Source organism: Microbulbifer sp. ABH2_005, from assembly GCF_056160005.1.
In genome coordinates, this window is record NZ_JBSWWI010000001.1 from 2,910,770 (window position 1) to 2,928,032 (window position 17,263).

17 protein-coding genes are annotated in these 17,263 nt (G+C 52.3%); 4 read left to right on the forward strand and 13 right to left on the reverse strand.

What is annotated here, in order from left to right; genetic code table 11:
• Positions 1-73: 73 nt before the first annotated feature.
• Together ACXAFI_RS12720 and aspA are read left to right on the forward strand one after the other, a co-directional pair.
• Positions 74-886: a helix-turn-helix transcriptional regulator gene (locus ACXAFI_RS12720; RefSeq protein WP_475109109.1), complete on the forward strand. Its 813-nt coding sequence runs from the start codon at positions 74-76 to the stop codon at positions 884-886.
• 129 nt (positions 887-1,015) lie between these two features.
• Positions 1,016-2,482 carry an aspartate ammonia-lyase gene (gene aspA, locus ACXAFI_RS12725; protein WP_475109110.1) on the forward strand — a complete coding sequence of 489 codons (1,467 nt, stop codon included), beginning with the start codon at positions 1,016-1,018 and terminating at the stop codon, positions 2,480-2,482.
• A gap of 54 nt (positions 2,483-2,536) precedes the next feature.
• Here aspA and ACXAFI_RS12730 read toward each other — a convergent pair whose 3' ends face one another.
• The 6 genes from ACXAFI_RS12730 to ffh all read right to left on the reverse strand — a co-directional run bounded on the left by ACXAFI_RS12730 (position 2,537) and on the right by ffh (position 7,234).
• Positions 2,537-3,289 carry a DsbC family protein gene (locus ACXAFI_RS12730; protein WP_475109111.1) on the reverse strand — a complete coding sequence of 251 codons (753 nt, stop codon included), beginning with the start codon at positions 3,287-3,289 and terminating at the stop codon, positions 2,537-2,539.
• A gap of 361 nt (positions 3,290-3,650) precedes the next feature.
• Positions 3,651-4,007 carry a 50S ribosomal protein L19 gene (gene rplS / locus ACXAFI_RS12735; RefSeq protein WP_286037023.1) on the reverse strand — a complete coding sequence of 119 codons (357 nt, stop codon included), beginning with the start codon at positions 4,005-4,007 and terminating at the stop codon, positions 3,651-3,653.
• 74 nt (positions 4,008-4,081) lie between these two features.
• Positions 4,082-4,846: a tRNA (guanosine(37)-N1)-methyltransferase TrmD gene (gene trmD / locus ACXAFI_RS12740; RefSeq protein ID WP_475109112.1), complete on the reverse strand. Its 765-nt coding sequence runs from the start codon at positions 4,844-4,846 to the stop codon at positions 4,082-4,084.
• Positions 4,847-4,857: 11 nt separating this feature from the next.
• Positions 4,858-5,397 carry a ribosome maturation factor RimM gene (gene rimM / locus ACXAFI_RS12745; RefSeq protein WP_475109113.1) on the reverse strand — a complete coding sequence of 180 codons (540 nt, stop codon included), beginning with the start codon at positions 5,395-5,397 and terminating at the stop codon, positions 4,858-4,860.
• Positions 5,398-5,419: 22 nt separating this feature from the next.
• Entirely contained in the window at positions 5,420-5,659 is a 240-nt protein-coding gene (gene rpsP / locus ACXAFI_RS12750) for a 30S ribosomal protein S16 (RefSeq protein ID WP_226648429.1), read from the reverse strand.
• Between the two features lie 156 nt (positions 5,660-5,815).
• On the reverse strand, positions 5,816-7,234 hold the full coding sequence (ffh, locus tag ACXAFI_RS12755) for a signal recognition particle protein (RefSeq protein ID WP_444921559.1): 1,419 nt from the start codon (positions 7,232-7,234) through the stop codon (positions 5,816-5,818).
• Positions 7,235-7,439: 205 nt separating this feature from the next.
• Here ffh and ACXAFI_RS12760 point away from each other — a divergent pair, with 205 nt between their 5' ends.
• Both ACXAFI_RS12760 and ACXAFI_RS12765 read left to right on the forward strand, forming a co-directional pair.
• Positions 7,440-8,240, forward strand: coding sequence for a cytochrome C assembly family protein (locus ACXAFI_RS12760; RefSeq protein ID WP_475109114.1), 801 nt, complete (start codon positions 7,440-7,442; stop codon positions 8,238-8,240).
• Positions 8,241-8,446: 206 nt separating this feature from the next.
• Complete coding sequence (locus ACXAFI_RS12765) at positions 8,447-9,718, forward strand: HlyC/CorC family transporter (protein WP_475109115.1); 1,272 nt, start codon at positions 8,447-8,449, stop codon at positions 9,716-9,718.
• Between the two features lie 24 nt (positions 9,719-9,742).
• Here ACXAFI_RS12765 and rnhB read toward each other — a convergent pair whose 3' ends face one another.
• The 7 genes from rnhB to bamA all read right to left on the reverse strand — a co-directional run bounded on the left by rnhB (position 9,743) and on the right by bamA (position 17,262).
• Complete coding sequence (gene rnhB / locus ACXAFI_RS12770) at positions 9,743-10,360, reverse strand: ribonuclease HII (protein WP_475109116.1); 618 nt, start codon at positions 10,358-10,360, stop codon at positions 9,743-9,745.
• A 17-nt stretch (positions 10,361-10,377) separates the two neighbouring features.
• Positions 10,378-11,526, reverse strand: coding sequence for a lipid-A-disaccharide synthase (gene lpxB, locus ACXAFI_RS12775; RefSeq protein WP_475109117.1), 1,149 nt, complete (start codon positions 11,524-11,526; stop codon positions 10,378-10,380).
• 115 nt (positions 11,527-11,641) lie between these two features.
• A complete protein-coding gene (gene lpxA / locus ACXAFI_RS12780; RefSeq protein ID WP_475109118.1) occupies positions 11,642-12,421 on the reverse strand; it encodes an acyl-ACP--UDP-N-acetylglucosamine O-acyltransferase in 780 nt (259 codons plus the stop codon).
• Between the two features lie 113 nt (positions 12,422-12,534).
• Entirely contained in the window at positions 12,535-12,972 is a 438-nt protein-coding gene (gene fabZ / locus ACXAFI_RS12785) for a 3-hydroxyacyl-ACP dehydratase FabZ (RefSeq protein WP_152452498.1), read from the reverse strand.
• A gap of 83 nt (positions 12,973-13,055) precedes the next feature.
• Entirely contained in the window at positions 13,056-14,099 is a 1,044-nt protein-coding gene (gene lpxD, locus ACXAFI_RS12790; protein WP_475109119.1) for a UDP-3-O-(3-hydroxymyristoyl)glucosamine N-acyltransferase, read from the reverse strand.
• Between the two features lie 24 nt (positions 14,100-14,123).
• Entirely contained in the window at positions 14,124-14,639 is a 516-nt protein-coding gene (locus ACXAFI_RS12795; RefSeq protein ID WP_152452494.1) for an OmpH/Skp family outer membrane protein, read from the reverse strand.
• 70 nt (positions 14,640-14,709) lie between these two features.
• A complete protein-coding gene (gene bamA / locus ACXAFI_RS12800; protein WP_475109120.1) occupies positions 14,710-17,262 on the reverse strand; it encodes an outer membrane protein assembly factor BamA in 2,553 nt (850 codons plus the stop codon).
• Between the last annotated feature and the right edge of the window lies 1 nt (position 17,263).

Genomic DNA, 17,263 nt, shown 5'->3' on the forward strand with positions numbered 1-17,263 from the left:
GCGGCCAAATATGGCCAAGTATTCGTTTAGATGGGAAATACTGGGCATTTAGGCCAGAAGCAGATACTCCTTGATGAGCAATAATTTTTCACAAAACTTGCGCTTGCTGTGCAGCTTTTACCGCTCGATCGCCGAAGTATGTCGGCGCATGGGTGTCAACCGGGCGCAATTTAACAAATATCTAAACGGTAATACCCAGCCCTCACAGTATACCCTCAATAAGATCTGCCATTTCTTTGGTGTTGAACCTCATGAAATTCTGATGCCCGCGGAACAGTTTGAGCAAATTGTTCGGGTACGCAGCACCCACACTACCGTTGAACCTTCTCGCCCCTATTCCACGGATATTGATCTGTTAATGCGGGAGTCCCAAGGCCGCGCAGATAAATACCTGGGTTTTTACTTTGAATACCACTATTCAATGACCTTTCCCGATCACATCATTCGCAGCCTGCTGCATATTGAGTCCGACGGGGAAGGATATTATTTCCAGCGCTTCGAGCGCATGCGCTACCCAGACAGGGAGGAGTGGTACAAATCCCGCTACAAAGGCATGCTGCTTTTTCTCTCGGAGCGTATTTTTCTGATCGGCTATGAAGCGCTGACGCGCAATGAAATTGCCCAGACAATTTTGTACCCCACTTACAAGAGCCGGGTCAGTTATTTATCAGGATTAAAACTGGGTGCCTCCGCCAGTGACCGGCGCGAACCCGTATGCACAAAAGTATTGTTGGAATCGCTCGGAAGAAATATCAGCATCAAGAACGCATTAAAACTGTGTGGTGTATTTGGCCCGGACTCGGACGAGATTAATCGCAGCATTCGCGAAAATATCCGGACGACCAATACTGAAGGTCCACAGAGTTTTTTTGCCACCCCACTTTAATCATAAATTTCTATTAAGGGCCCAACCAAGAGGCCCGAATAATGACAACTACGGGCAGCCTGGAACCCAGCTTAATACTGGCTACTGGTGCGCTTGCCCCTATGCAGATGAAGAGAAAGCAAAAGTATCATGACAAATGATTTCCACACCCTAAAACCTATGCCTGTATTCTCTGCCGGCAGTGAATTTCGCATCGAAAAAGACCTGCTCGGAGAGCGCGAAGTACCCGCCGATGTCTATTTCGGCATTCAAACCCTGCGCGCCCTGGAAAACTTCCAAATCACCGGTATTACCCTCAACCATTTCCCCAACCTGGTCAAAGCGCTGGCTATGGTGAAGAAGGCTGCGGCTCACGCCAACTGCGAACTCGGCTACCTCGAAGAAAACCTGAAAGCGGCAATTGCCAAAGCCTGCGATGAAATTATTGATGGCAAACTGCACGATCAATTCCTGGTAGACATGATTCAAGGTGGTGCCGGCACTTCTACCAATATGAATGCCAACGAGGTAATTGCCAATCGCGCCCTGGAATTGTTAGGCCACAATAAGGGAGAATACAAAAACGTTCACCCCAATAACCATGTCAACCTGTCGCAATCCACCAACGACGTTTACCCCTCCTCCATCAATCTAGCGGTACTACTCAGTTACAACGACCTGGTGCAATCCATGGAAGAGTTGTGCATCGAGTTTGATGGCAAGGCCAAGGAATTTTCCCACGTGATTAAAATGGGCCGCACCCAGTTACAGGATGCAGTCCCCATGACTCTCGGGCAGGAATTTGCCGCTTTCGCTGCAACTATTCGCGAAGATGTCGCTCGAGTTAAAGAGCTCGTCGTACTGTTTAATGAAATCAATATGGGCGGTACCGCAATCGGCACGGGAATTAATACCGATCCGCAATATCGTCAATTGGTTGTGTCGGCACTGTCGGAAATTTCTGATATCGACTTTGTCTGCGCGGAAAACCTGGTGGAAGCCACCTCAGACATGGGCGCCTTTGTCATGTTTTCCGGGGTGATGAAACGTATCGCGGTAAAAATATCGAAGATCTGTAGCGACCTGCGCCTTTTATCCAGCGGCCCCCGTGCAGGCCTCAACGAGATCAATCTGCCACCGATGCAGCCGGGCTCTTCTATTATGCCTGGCAAGGTAAACCCGGTAATTCCCGAGGTAGTAAACCAGGTGGCCTACCAGGTGATCGGCAATGATCTGACCATTACCCTCGCAGCCGAATCGGGCCAGCTGCAGTTAAATGTCATGGAACCAGTGATCGCCTTCAACCTGCTGCAATCCATGCGCCTGATGACCCAGGCTATGCACACCCTGGCCCAACGCTGTGTCAACGGTATCAGCGCGAACGAAGAGCACTGCCGACAGATGGTCGAAAACAGTATCGGCCTGATTACCGCGGTAAATCCATTTATCGGCTACGAAAATGCCACCCGCATCGCCCAGCAGGCATTGATGACCGGCGCGAGCGTCAAGCAATTGATTTTGGAGGAAGGATTGCTGAGTGAGGAGGAGTTAAACGATATTCTCGCACCGGAGAATATGACTCAGCCCCGCAAGGTGGCGCTGAAGAGTCCGGCTTAGATAAAAAAACAGCGGCCGCCTTAGGCTAGCCGCTGTTTTTTTATATGCGGGCAATTAAATACCCAGCTCTTTAATCAGGGTGGCAGGAGGCAGATAGCCTGGCACAACTCTGCCATCCTCCATCACGATGGTGGGTGTCCCACGCACATCGATCTCTTCATTACCCAATTTATATTGGGCCGCGACCGGGTTGTTATCGCAAACTTTCAGTGGCACATTTTCGCGATTTTTTAATGCGGTCAGGGTCTGATTGCTATCATCGGCACACCAGGCAGTCGCGAGCTTGCGATAACCCAGCGACTGCAAGCCGCCGCGTGGGAATGCCAGATACCTGACTTCAATGCCGCGCTTATTCAACTCAGGTACATCCTGGTGCAGTTTTCGACAGTAACCACAGTCCACATCGGTAAATACATAGATGCGCGCTTTGGTTTCACCCTTCGGCGAGAAGACGATCATATCGTCAACACTCTGGGTTTCCATAACCTTGGCCCGGCGAGTTGCCCGGCGGCCTTCAGAGAGGTTGGCAAAGCCGCCACCGCTCTTCACCTGAAACAGGTCACCCAGGATAAAGTGGTTGCCATCGGCTGAGACGAACAGAGTGCTGCTGCCACCATCCAACTCTACCTCGTAGAGCCCTTCGATGGGGGTCTCACGCACTTCACCGTACTTGGGCTTTGGGTTACTGGCCTCTAGACGAGCTTTGATTGTCTTCGCAACATTCGCGTCGACCTCTGCAAGGGCCGCTGGGCCAAGCAGACCGAGCAGCGCACCAGCGAGCGCCAGCGGCTTCTTGATAAGCATCATTACCGATTGCTCCTTAAATTCTCAATGGGGTTCGACTCGATCGTCGGCCTTCAGTTCCAGCCAGTATGGCAGCTGCGCGCCATATCAGGTTTATATGGCGCGTTTTAACATATTCGAGCACCTGTAACTACGTGCAAATAGCCAACTTGTGGACTGACTCTATGGATCTGACAAAGGGGAAACCAACGGATGGACGCTTAGCAAGTTAGCAAGAAGGGATAGAAAGGATAGCAGCGCAAATATCTATGCATTTGTGACACTCTCTCAAAGCATCTGAGAGCGAATATTCACTAGGACTGCTTGAGATACAAAAAAGCCGGAGCAACTGCCCCGGCTTTTTGGTGAGCTGTAAGAGATGCGCTTAGTTAAGCTTCTCTTTAATACGTGCGGCTTTACCAGTCAGGCTGCGCAGGTAGTAGAGCTTAGCCTGGCGGACGTCACCACGACGCTTAACCTTGATGCTGTCAACCAGCGGGCTGTGAGTCTGGAAAGTACGCTCAACGCCAACACCGTGGGAGATTTTACGCACGGTGAAGGAGGAGTTCAGGCCGCGGTTGCGCTTGCCGATTACCACGCCTTCGAACGCCTGCAGACGCTCGCGGTTACCTTCTTTTACTTTCACTTGAACGATTACGGTGTCGCCCGGTGCGAAGGGAGGTACTTCGCTCTTCAGCTGTTCCTGCTCCAGCTGCTGGATAATTTTGTTAGTCATTTGGATTTGCTCCCAAATAGAGTTTATGTAGCTTCTCAGCTAGTTCACCGAACTACTCTCGCCTCCCGGCGAATCCGGCATCAAGTTTCGTCGGATTTCCGCTCCTGCTGAATTTCCTCCAACAGTTGCTTCTGCTCCTTGTTCAGCTCCAGCCCCTCCAAAAGGTCGGGCCGACGCTGCTGTGTGCGCGCCAGTGCCTGCTTCAGGCGCCAGCGGCGTATTCTTTCGTGGTTGCCCGAGAGCAACACTTCCGGTACCGCTACGCCCCGATACTGTTCGGGCCGGGTGTAGTGGGGACAGTCGAGCAAGCCCGAGGAGAAAGAATCCTCAACCGCCGACTGATCGTGCCCCAAAGCGCCGGGAATCAGCCGTGTAATGGCATCCACCATCACCATAGCAGCCAGTTCACCACCGCTAAGGACATAGTCACCAATGGACCATTCCTCGTCGATCATTGATTCGACGATACGCTCATCCACCCCTTCGTAACGCCCAGCCAGCAAAACCAGGTTGCCAGCGTTAGAGAGACTTTCGACCCCACGCTGATCCAGTTGCTGTCCCTGCGGAGACAGGTAGATAGTGCGTACAGCTTCACCTTCTTCTCCAGCCCAGGCGCATGCCGCCTGCAGAGACTGATAAAGGGGTTCGGCCATCATCACCATTCCGGGACCACCGCCGTAGGGGCGATCATCCACAGTGCGGTGCTTGTCACTGGTGAAATCCCGAGGGTTCCAGCAGCGTACTTCCAGCAGGCCATCTTTAACGGCCCGCCCACTGACACCATACTCGGTCAATGCGGCAAACATCTCCGGAAAAATGCTTACCAGAGCGATTCTTTTAGCCATCGCTCAGCGCCTTAAAAAGCTGGGTCCCAGTCGACGGTGATCACACCGGCTTCCAGGTCTATATCTTTAATAAACTGGTCTGGCAGATACGGTATCAAGCGCTCGCGCTTATCCGTCCCACCACGCACAACCAATACATCGTTGGCGCCAGTTTCCATCATGCGAACGACACTGCCAAAATCGTGTTCCTCGCCGTCAAAACGGCTGATAACCTGCAAACCCTCAAGCTGGTGCCAGTAATACTCACCCTGCTCGAGTTCAGGCATCAGGTCACGCGCAATAGCAATATCCCGCTGGCAAAGTTGAGCCGCTAAATCGCGGTCATCCAGCCCCTTCACATGAACGATCAATCCCTTGCCATGACGCTTGCCAGCATCAATTTCCAAGAGCTCCCAACCTTTCGGCCCCCGCAACCACCACTTGGGGAATTGCAGGATGTTGTCCATCGGCTCGGTATAGGAGTGAACCTTGACCCAGCCGCGCACACCATAAACGGTAGTTACGCGTCCAACAGTGACCAATTCCTCGGAAGTGTTTCCGTTATCTGTCACAGACGCACCACTTACGCGCAAATTAAGCGGATTCTTTCAGCAGTTTGCTGACGCGATCAGAAACCTGAGCGCCGTGACCGAGCCAGTAGTCAACACGCTCACGATCGATACGCAGACGCTCTTCCTGACCGCGGGCAACCGGGTTGAAGAAGCCAACACGCTCAATGAAACGACCGTCGCGAGATTTGCGGCTATCGGTTACGGTCAGGTGATAAAACGGGCGTTTTTTAGCACCGCCACGAGCCAAACGAATGGTTACCATGTAACTTTCCTGTAGTTTTAAATACTTGGCGACAGCGTTAGCCGTCACCCAAACAACTCTGCCGGCAGCTCACCCCCGGCTGAAAGGCGGCGTATTCTAATGTACCGCCAGGGTTTTGTATAGCGCTTCATGGGGCCGCCAGGGCCCCGGAAACCCTTACTTTTTCTTGAATCCGGGGGGCAGGCCACCGGGCATACCGCCCATCCCACCGAGGCCTCCGGGCATGCCGCCACCGCCGGTCATTCCACCGAGGCCGCGCATCATCTTGCCCATACCACCACCCTTGAGCTTTTTCATCATTTTGCCCATCTGCTTGTGCTGCTTGAGCAACCGGTTAAGATCCTGCACCTGGGTACCGGAACCGGCGACAATACGGCGCTTGCGAGAACCATTGAGCAGATCCGGGTTGCGGCGCTCCGCAGGGGTCATGGAAGAGATAATCGCATCCATACGTTTGAATTCTTTGCCCATATCCGCCTGCTGGGCAGCTTGCGCGATGCCGCCCATACCGGGCATTTTCTCCAGCAGGGAACCGAACCCGCCCATATTTTGCATCTGCTGCAGCTGGTCTCGCAGGTCTTCCAGATCGAAGCCCTTGCCCTTTTGCACCTTCTTGACCAGCTTTTCGGCTTTTTCCTTGTCGATCTTTTGCTCTGCCTCTTCGATCAGAGACAGAATATCGCCCATGCCGAGAATTCGTGAGGCAATACGATCCGGGTGGAAGGTTTCCAAAGCATCGGTCTTTTCACCGACACCGATAAACTTAATCGGCTTGCCAGTGACATGACGCACCGAGAGCGCTGCACCACCGCGGGCATCGCCGTCCGCCTTGGTCAGGATGACCCCGGTAAGCGGCAGGGCCTCATTGAAGGCATTGGCGGTATTCACCGCGTCCTGACCGATCATGGCATCGATAACAAACAGGGTTTCCGCAGGGTCCAGCTCACTGTGCAGCTCACGGATCTCATCCATCAGCTGGCTGTCAATATGCAGGCGACCCGCAGTATCGACGATCAGTACATCGGCAAACTGCTTGCGTGCCGCATCCACCGCGCCCTTGGCGATATCCAGCGGCTTCTGTTCTGGAGTGGAAGCATGAAACAGCGCGCCCACTTCACCGGCCAGAGTCTCCAGCTGCTTGATGGCTGCAGGGCGGTATACGTCCGCACTCACCACCATGACTTTTTTCTTTTCCCGCTCTTGCAGGTATTTGGCCAGTTTGGCAACGCTGGTGGTTTTACCGGCGCCCTGAAGGCCCGCCATCAAAATCACTGCTGGGGGCTGCACCGCGAGGTTGAGGGGCTCTGCAGCCGCACCCATTACCTTGACCAGCTCATCCTGAACAATCTTGACGAACTGCTGGCCCGGATTCAGGGCCTTACTAACCTTTTGCCCCACAGCAGCTGTGCGCACTTGCTGTACAAAGGCCTTCACAACAGGCAGAGCGACATCCGCTTCAAGCAGCGCTTTGCGCACTTCGCGCAGGGTATCGCGGATATTGTCATCGGTCAGGCTCGCCTTGCCGGTGACTTTTTTTAGGGCCGCCGATAAGCGGTCACTCAGGTTATCGAACATAAATTCGTCTCGATTTCTCCGATTGCGGACAGGACCCCGATGCGGAGGGCCGCGAAATTTTTTAGGGGAGTATTTCCAACTCCCACTCTGAGGCGCGGCAGTATAGCCCAGGTCCCGTCACAGCCGAAATATCACCAGATCTTCCCTGTTAAAGCGGGCTGTGACACACTCCTCCTCCACTGCTTAGAAGATACGGATCTAACCAATGGCGGCATTCGCCCACTGGACGGCCATCGCGCTATATATAGCTACCACCATTGTCGCGGCCAGGGCCCTTGCCCGCGCACAACAGCCCGAGCGCTGGCTCCTGCTGGGCCTGCTTGCCGGGGCACTGATTGCACATGCAATATCTCTGGCACACACGCTGTTTTCCCCCGCGGGTTACCGCTTTGACCTGTTGGCGATGCTGTCACTCATCACCTGGGTAGTGAACCTATTGCTACTTATCCTGACTGTAAGCCGCCCACTCACCCTGTTGATCCTTATTTTTGCCCCAATCGGAGCGCTCACTGAGCTTGCTGACGCCCATATCTGGGGACCTGTGGCTCCACACCAACAGCTGTCTTCGGGTATAGCCGTGCACGCGCTTTTATCTATCTGCGCCTACTCTCTGCTCACCCTCGCAACCCTGCAGGCCATCTACCTCTACTACCTGAATCAACAATTGCACAACCATAGGCCTGTGGGCGCAATGCGGCTGCTTCCCCCTCTGCAGAGTATGGAGTCACTGCTCTTTGGCTTGATCGCTTTTGGTCAACTGCTACTAACCGCCTCCCTGATTACCGGATTTATATTTGTGGGCAACCTTTTTGAACAGGGCCCCCTGCATAAAACAATACTCTCTCTGATCGCCTGGGTACTCTACAACATCCTTCTCTGGGGGCACTGGCAGTGGGGTTGGCGCGGCAATACCGCCGTGCGCTGGACTCTGTGCGCCTTCGCGGCACTCATGCTGGCCTACTTTGGCAGCAAACTGGTAATTGAGGTTATTCTTCAGCGCGGTTAAATAAGAAAAGGAAATCGCAGTTAAACCGACAGGAAGTTATTGGCAACAGTACTCCAATACCCCAGTATTTTGTTGTCGGTAACTGTAGATTCCTACCATCTCTCTAGCCCTTAATTTGTATGCTTTGGGCTATTAATGACTAGAAAACTTGCGGAGGTCTCTGTTCTGTTCCAATATCTCCGCTCAGAAATAAAAAGAGTTCTCCCTTGAACGAGATGCCCCCGGGCCTGCTGTTTAGCCTGCTGGCCCTACTGATTGTGATATCGGCTTTCTTTTCCAGCTCCGAAACCAGCATGATGGCGCTGAACCGCTACCGCCTGCGCCATCAGGCTAAGAATGGTCACCGCGGAGCCAAGCGAGCCATGGAACTGCTCGCCCGCCCAGACAAACTGATCGGCGTTATTCTGATCGGCAATAATCTGGTCAATATCCTTGCGTCGGTTATTGCTGGTGCCGTTTTTACCCAGCTTTATGGTGATGCCGGCCTTCTTTACGCCACCGGAGCCCTTACCGTAGTCATCCTTATTTTCGCCGAAGTTACCCCGAAAACAATTGCCGCACTACATCCTGAGCGGATCGCCTTCCCCGCGTCCCTAGTTTTGCGCCCCCTTCAGTGGCTTCTGACCCCCTTTGTACTGCTAGTAGGTAGTATTTCAAATGGCCTCGCGCGCTTAGTCGGTGTCGAGACAACCTCTGGTGGAGATGCCGAGCACCTGGCACCAGAAGAGCTAAGATCCGTGGTATTTGAGTCCGGCGCTCTCATACCCAGCAAGCACAAAGGTATGCTCCTCAATGTGCTGGACCTGGACCAGGCCACGGTGGAGGATATTATGATTCCCCGCAACGAGGTCATGGGAATCGACCTGGAAAATAACGCTGATCAAATCCTCCAACAACTGGCAGAAAGCACCTATACGCGCCTGCCGGTCTACCGGGGAGATATCAATCATGTGGTGGGCATTCTCCACCTGCGTCGCGCCGCACAAATTCTGCGCGACGGGCCCGATAGCCTCACTGCCGAAAGGCTGAAATCCTTTACCGGTGACCCCTACTTCGTACCCGAGGCCACGCCCCTCCCTACCCTGCTGATGAACTTCCAGAAAACCAAGCGCCGCATGGGCCTGGTTGTAGATGAATACGGCGAAGTGATGGGGATCGTGACCCTGGAGGATCTACTGGAGGAAATTGTCGGTGATTTCACTGCGAGTCCAGTACCCAGCGACGACGAGGAAATTGTCGCCGTTGAAGGGGGCTGGTATATGATCGAAGGCGGAACCTCCATTCGGGATATCAACCGCACCCTGGGCTGGGACCTGCCCACCGACGGCCCCAAGACTTTCAATGGCCTCGCCATGGAGCACCTGGAAAGCATCCCTGATGGTAATATCAGCTTGTATATCCTCAATTATCTGGTGGAAATTGAAGAGGTATCAGACAAAATGATCACCAGAGCCCGCGTTAAGAAAATCGAGCGTTAACCAATAACTTGGTGAATCCTGAGCTCAGGCGAAATCCACTAAGAGCTTCTTCACCGGGGCGAAGCTCACCCTATGTACTGGGCTAGGCCCGAGCTCTTGCAGGGCTTGCATATGCGCCTTGGTTGGATAGCCTTTGTGGCCGGCCAGCCCGTAGCCTGGATATTTCGCATCCAGCTCCACCATCTCACGATCCCGTGTCACTTTTGCCAGAATCGAGGCGGCGGCAATCGCTGCAACGCGACCATCCCCCTTAACCACAGTATCGCAGGGGTAAGGCCAATTCGGTTTCTTGTTGCCGTCCACCAACACAAACTCTGGCTGCTGAGACAACTGCTCTACCGCACGATGCATTGCCAGCAGGCTCGCCTGCAAAATATTGATCTGATCGATCTCCTCGACTGTAGCCCGAGCAATAGCGAAACTCAGAGCGCGCTCACGGATTTCATCAAAGAGTGTCTCTCGTTTTTTTTCACTGAGCTTTTTGGAGTCGGCCAGCCCGATAATAGGTTTGGCCGGGTCGAGTATTACCGCAGCCGCCACGACATCCCCAGCCAATGGACCACGGCCGACCTCATCAACTCCGGCAAGCAGATCCCCCTTATAAGGGCAGATGTACGGGGGCAATTCTTTTTTGATGCTCATAGATTTTTAAAACCTCATTACTTCAAAAGAGTACAAATAGCATCGGCCGCCCGCTCGGAGGCATTTCTTCGCAACTGTTGATGAAGGTCGTCAAACTCGCGCTCTAACTGATCGCCGAGCAGCGGATCCTCAAAATAACGCATCAACGCGGCCCCAAGATTTTCAGGGGTCGCGTCACTCTGTAATATCTCCGGAACCAGCTCCCTCTGTGCCAATAAGTTAGGCAACGAGACCCAGGTGGTATGTAACATACGGGAGACGATGGCATAGGAGATCTTGCCCAGTTTATAGGCCACTACCATGGGCTTTTTCAGCAGCATCGTCTCCAGAGTCGCCGTGCCCGAGGCAATCAATACGGAATTAGAGACACTGAGGGCCTTGTGGGAATCCCCTTCCAGCACGATAACCGGCAGCTCTGGGAAACTCTCCAGCTGCTCTTTCAATTCCGCCAGGCGCTGCTCATTGGCCGCCGGCAAAACAAACTTAAGATCGGGGTGGCGCTGATGACACCAACGAGCCGTTTGTAAAAATAACGGTCCAAGTAAACGCACTTCACCACCACGACTACCCGGCAGCAGCGCGATGATTCTGTCATCAGCTTCAAAACCCAACTCTTTGCGCGCTGCGACATTGTTAACCTGCAGGGGGATTTTATCCGCAAGGGGATGCCCCACAAACGTCACCGGCACTTGGTTTTCCCGGTAAAAAGCCGCCTCAAAAGGCAGTAACGTGAGCATGTGATCGATGGCCCGGGCGATCTTTTTAATCCGCCCCCGCCGCCACGCCCAAACTGAAGGGCTGACATAGTGTACGGTGCAGATGCCCTCGGCCTTGAGAGATTCTTCCAGCGATAAATTAAAATCCGGCGAATCAATACCGATAAAAAGATCCGGTGGATTCTCAGTGAAATGCTCACGCAGGGTACGGCGAATTTTTAACAATTCCGGCAAGCGCTTTAACGGTTCAACGAAACCCATCACCGAGAGACGCTCCATCGGAAACAGGGATTTTACCCCTAAGGCCAGCATACGCGGACCGGCAATCCCTTCAAATTGAATTCCCGGTAGACGCTTTTGCAAGGCTTCTATAAGACCTGCACCAAGGATATCCCCAGAGGCCTCGCCAACAACAATACCAATACGAACCGGTTTATTATTTTCTGACACGCCTAAATATTCCCCCAGAGCGGAATAGACCTAACTCTTACAAACATCGAGCTAAAGAAGAAAAGACTATTTTCGGGAAGTGGCCAATAACAGCACTCCCCGTAATTGATTGTGGTTAGCGGACAATGCCGCGGGCTGAGGATTGCAGGGAGTCAATCCAAGGCTGGATCACAGGGGACTGTTCACGCAACTCTCTCAGCGCCTGTAAGGCCTCCTGCAGGGTAAGGCCACGCCGGTAAACCGTTTTGTAAGCCTTATTGATAAAAGAGATATCCTCACGGGAAAAACCGCGACGACGCAACCCCTCCGCATTGATGGTTTTGGCCTCCGCCGGATTCCCGGCAACCATAACGTAAGCGGGCACATCTTTACCGATTGCCGCCCCCATGCCCAGGAAAGCGTGCTCTCCAATCGTGCAATGTTGATGCACAAGACTGTAACCGCTAAGAATTGCCCAATCCTTGACAATAACGTGGCCGGCAAGCCCCACATTATTCACCAAAATCGTGTGGTTACCGACAACACTATCATGGCCGATATGAGCATATGCCATAATCAGATTATCACTGCCGATTGTGGTTTCCCCGCGGTCTTGCACAGTACCGCGATGAATAGTGACGCCCTCGCGAATGACATTGTTATCACCAATTACAAGGGTAGTTTCCTCACCCTGGTATTTTTTATCCGGCGTATCCTGGCCTATCGAAGCAAACTGATAAATGCGATTGTTTTTTCCGAGCTTAGTGGGCCCGCTCAATACGACATGTGAAGCTATCTCACAGCCATCACCAAGCTCAACATTGGCCCCGACAATGGAATAGGCTCCGATACTCACCCCGGAACCGATAACCGCCGTCGGATCGACAATAGCTGTGGGGTGGATATTTGTCTGCATTCTGGAATCTACTCCTCAAGTAGCGGCACTTCGGACACTACAACTTCACATAAATAACAAGGAAAAACTATCTAAAGCACCTCGGTGGTCACATCAAGTGACGAGCAGAAATGCTAGACCTGCTTCACTGCACACAGAAGGTCCGCAGAGGCAGCCAACTCTCCATCCACACTGGCCTTACAGGAAAATTTCCAGATGTTGCGACGTACCGAAACCGCTTCGGACATCAAATCCAGCCTATCCCCCGGCACCACCTGACGCTTGAATCGAGCCTTGTCGACACCGCCAAACAGGTAGAGGTAGCCATCCTCTGGTTTCTTACCAAATGTCTTAAAGCCGAGGATTCCAGAAACTTGTGCCAAAGCCTCAACGATCATAACACCTGGAAAAATCGGCATCTGTGGAAAGTGACCGTTAAACAGCTCTTCATTAACAGAGATATTTTTATACCCCTTAATAAACTTTCCTTCCTCGAGCTCTACTACTCGGTCCACCAATAAAAACGGATAGCGATGTGGCAGGTACTCGCGAATCTCAGTTACATCCATCATTCCAAATGCCCCCAGAAACCACTTCGGGGCGTTAAACGCCCCGAAAACAGCAATTCAAAATTGTTTTTCTTACAGCAGTTGAGCTATTCATCCCTGTCGCGGGACAATACCTCAAGTTGCCTCTCTAAATCTTTCACTCTTCGCGCCATTTTATCCAACTGACCGAAGCGCACCGCGTTGCGACGCCAGGACTGACTGTCATCAAAGGGTAAGGCGCCAGAATAGATTCCCGGTTTTTCAATGGATTTGGTCACAAAGGTATTAGCGGTAACCTGGCAGCCATCGGCGATCGTTACATGCCCAGCTATGCGGGAGCTACCACCTAAAGCACAGTGCTTCCCTATCATTGCGCTGCCGGCGATTCCGGTACATGCGGCAATGGCTGAGTAGTCACCAATCTGCACATTGTGCGCGATTTGGACCAAGTTGTCGATCTTGGCTCCACGGCCAATCACCGTATCACCTAGCGCTCCACGATCCACGCAGGTGTTGGCACCAATTTCAACTTCATCGCCAATCTGGACGCCGCCCAACTGGTAAATTTTTATCCACTCCCGCTGATGAGGAGCAAAACCAAAGCCATCCGCACCAATAACCGCATGGCTATGGATGATAACATTCCGACCCACCTGACAACCGTGATGCAGTATCGCACCAGCAAAGAGGCAGCTCCCTTCACCCAAGGTACTACCCTCTCCCACAAAACAGTTGGCACCAACCGATGCACTAGGACCAATTTTCGCAAATGCCTCAATTACTGCACCCGCGGCAATGGAGGCACTGGGGTCCACTTCAGCATCTGAGTGAACTACAGCACTAGGGTGCACTCCAGCCTCTATGGTTGGAGCCGTATTGAATAAAGCACTGGCCCTGGCAAAAGCTAGGTAGGGATTATCCACACATAGGGCACTAACAGGTGTCTCCTCAACAAACTCCCTGGTCACAAGTACCGCACCAGCAGATGTACTCTTGAGGAAGCGACGATAATTGGGGTTCGCCAGGAAGGTCAGCTGATCCGGCCCTGCATCTTGCAAAGTACTCAGGCCACAAATTACATGGTCTGCGTCTACCCCTGGGGCCAGACGCAGCTCAGCACCCAGCGCTTGCGCAAGCTGGGTTAACGACAAATTGTCTCTCATACAGGCTATCGATTACTTATCAGCGTTCATACGCTTTACGACAGCCTCAGTCAGGTTAACTGAAGGATTGGCAAAATAAGCGGTGGAGGCGTCCAACACCAAATCCAACTTTTGTTCTTTGATGATCGCTTCCAGCGCGGCTTTGGCTTTGGGCCCCAGGGAAGTCTGGATTTCCTGTCCTACCTGAGCTTCCATTGCGCGAAGCTTTTTAACAGTAGTTTCAAAGTCTGAACGCTGGAAGTTCATTTTACGTTGGTACTCTGTTTTCTGCTCATCGGACCAAGTAACACTGTTTTTCTGCGCGTCCTCTGCCATTTTTTGCAGCTCTGAGCGAATTGATTCGGCGCTGCTTTGCAGCTTGGAATACTCGGAACTGGTCTTTAGTGAATTGACCTTGGTCTTGGCCACATCGGTGCTCATAATCGCGGCCTGCAGGTTAAATACCGCAACCTTTGTCTGCGCCAGAGCGGCACCAGACAGGGTTATACCAACCAGCAGGATTGCGAAAATCTTTACATTCTTAAGCACTTTGGTCTCTCCAATTGATTTTATTTTTTATGCGCAGCAACTGCGCTCTATCCATTTATGTCCGATTAATTTAGAAGCTATTACCCAGGGTAAACTGGAACACTTCAGTTTCATCATCGTCATTTTCCTTCAAGGCTTTAGCCAAGCTGAAAGTCAGTGGGCCAAAACCAGTCACCCAAGTCAAGCCGATGCCCGCGGAAACATTCATTTTACCAAAGTCCACATCGTAACAGTTGATCTGGGTTTCATCGCAGCTGGTGTCGAATACATTACCCGCATCGATAAAGAAGGCCGACTGTAGAGAGCGCTGATCTTTGATAAACGGCAACGGGAAGATAACTTCGGCGCTACCCTCGACTAGGATGTTTCCGCCAAATGGATCGGCATCACCATTCTGTCCGATGACTAAATTTCCGCTACTATCAGTTTCATAACAGTATTGGGTAATTTCCTCACCGTCAGTAGCACAGGGGAGGCGGGTATAGAACTCAGCAGGAGTAGATCGAGGCCCCAGAGTATTGCGTTTGAAACCACGCACAGAGCCAAAACCACCCGCATAGAAGTTTTCAAAGAAGGGCAGCTGATCGAGATCACCATAGCCATCTCCGTAACCCAAACGCGTACGCAAGCGCAGAGTCAAACTCTTAGTTAAAGGACGGAAATATTGGCCGGTATATATAAATTTGTAATACTCGAGATCACTGCCAGGTACAGTAAATTCCGCGGAGAAATTCTGGGAAGCACCACGAGTTGCCAGGATGCCGCGATTCAACGTGGAACGAGCATAAGAAGCGGTCAACGCTAAATTGTTAAATGCATCGCCATAGCGGTCAATAAAACCATCGGCCGAAGTATTAAATTGGTTCTCATCAATCGTCATTGCGAGATCATTAGCCGTTCCGGCATTAAGATCCTCAATAATTGTCTCGGCATTTACAAACGTCACCCCGTCGAGAGAGGTATCATCCAAAAAAGACGGGCTAGATTTAATTTCCTGAACAGAGCCCCCTGAAGCAGAAAGCTCCAAGTGGCTGAAGTTAACATTCAAACCAACACGGGAGATTTCCGAAACCGGATAGCCGAAACTAACACCACCACCGTAAGTTGTAGTGTTGTAGTCAGAAAGGTTAACCTCGGAATAATCATTTTCTCGGAAGAAAACATTGAAACCACGACTTACCCCATCCGGGGTGAAGTAGGGGTCGAGGTAAGAGAAGTTCATCGCGGTCTGATAGGTAGAAACGTTAACCCCAATACCTACTTGCTTGCCGGTACCCAGCCAGTTGTTCTCCTGAATATTACCGCCGAGTACCAGGCCACTACTTTGGGCCCAGCCGATGGTGCCGCCGATAGAGCCTGAAGGCTGCTCCTCAACGGTATATTCCACATCGATCTGGTCAGAGGTGCCTGGAACCTCTGCGGTCTCCACTTCTACCTCTTTGAAGTAGCCGAGGCGCTCCAGGCGCACTTTGGACTGCTCGATTCTTGCGGAGGAGGCCGAGGCAGACTCCATCTGGCGCATCTCACGGCGCAATACTTCATCGGCGGTACGGGTATTTCCGCGGAATTGGATTCGACGCACATAAGCGCGCTTGCCGGGGTTGATAAAGAAGGTGATTTTTACCGTATTATCTTCTTTATTGGGCTCGGGAATACCATTCACTTCGGCAAAGGTATAACCCTCGTTGCCCAGGCGCTTGGTAATGTAGTCAGACGTAGTGGTCATCCGGATTTGGGAGAAAGTCTGCCCTTCGCGGACCAACAATAGACGCTTGATTTCCTCTTCCGATACCACCGGATCACCGGCAAGGTCCACTTCACTGACCGTGTAAACATCACCCTCTCGAACGTTAACCGTGATAAAAACACTCTGCTTGTCAGGGCTCAGGGAAACTTGGGTCGACTCGATCTGAAAATCCAGGTAGCCGCGGTCGAGATAATAGGATTCCAGGCGCTCCAGGTCACCGGTAAGCTTCTCGCGGGAGTATTTGTCATCGCTGCGCAGCCAGGACAACCAGCCAGTGGTCTGCAACTCGAAAATTTCCGCCAGTTCCTCATCGGAAAAGGCCCGATTACCCACAACATTGATGTGTTTAATCGCCGCGACCGAGCCCTCATCGACGATAACCCGCAGCTCGACCTGGTTGCGCGGTAGCTCTTTGACTTCGGTCTTTACGCTGGCGCCATAGCGTCCCTGCGCCACATATTGACGCTCGAGCTCCTGAGCAAGCCCTTCTAGAGTTGCACGCTTAAAGATCTGCCCCTCGGACAAACCGTTATCTTTCATGCCTTTGAGTAGATCTTCAGTGGCGATAGCCTTGTTCCCGGTGATCTCGATTTTGGAGATTGCAGGGCGTTCACGCACCGTGACCACAAGCACACCGTTTTCACGGCCAATCTGGATGTCTTCAAAGTACCCGGTACGGAATAGTGCTCGAGTGGCGCTCTGGATTTCCACAGACTCAATTTCATCGCCCACTCGCACGGGAAGGGCGGAAAAAACGGTACCGGCAGAGACGCGCTGCAATCCTTCCACGCGAATATCATTGACCACGAACGACTGCGCTATTGCACTTAAAGGCAACATCAGGCCGAGGGAGGCCGCTTTCAGGAAATCTTTCATC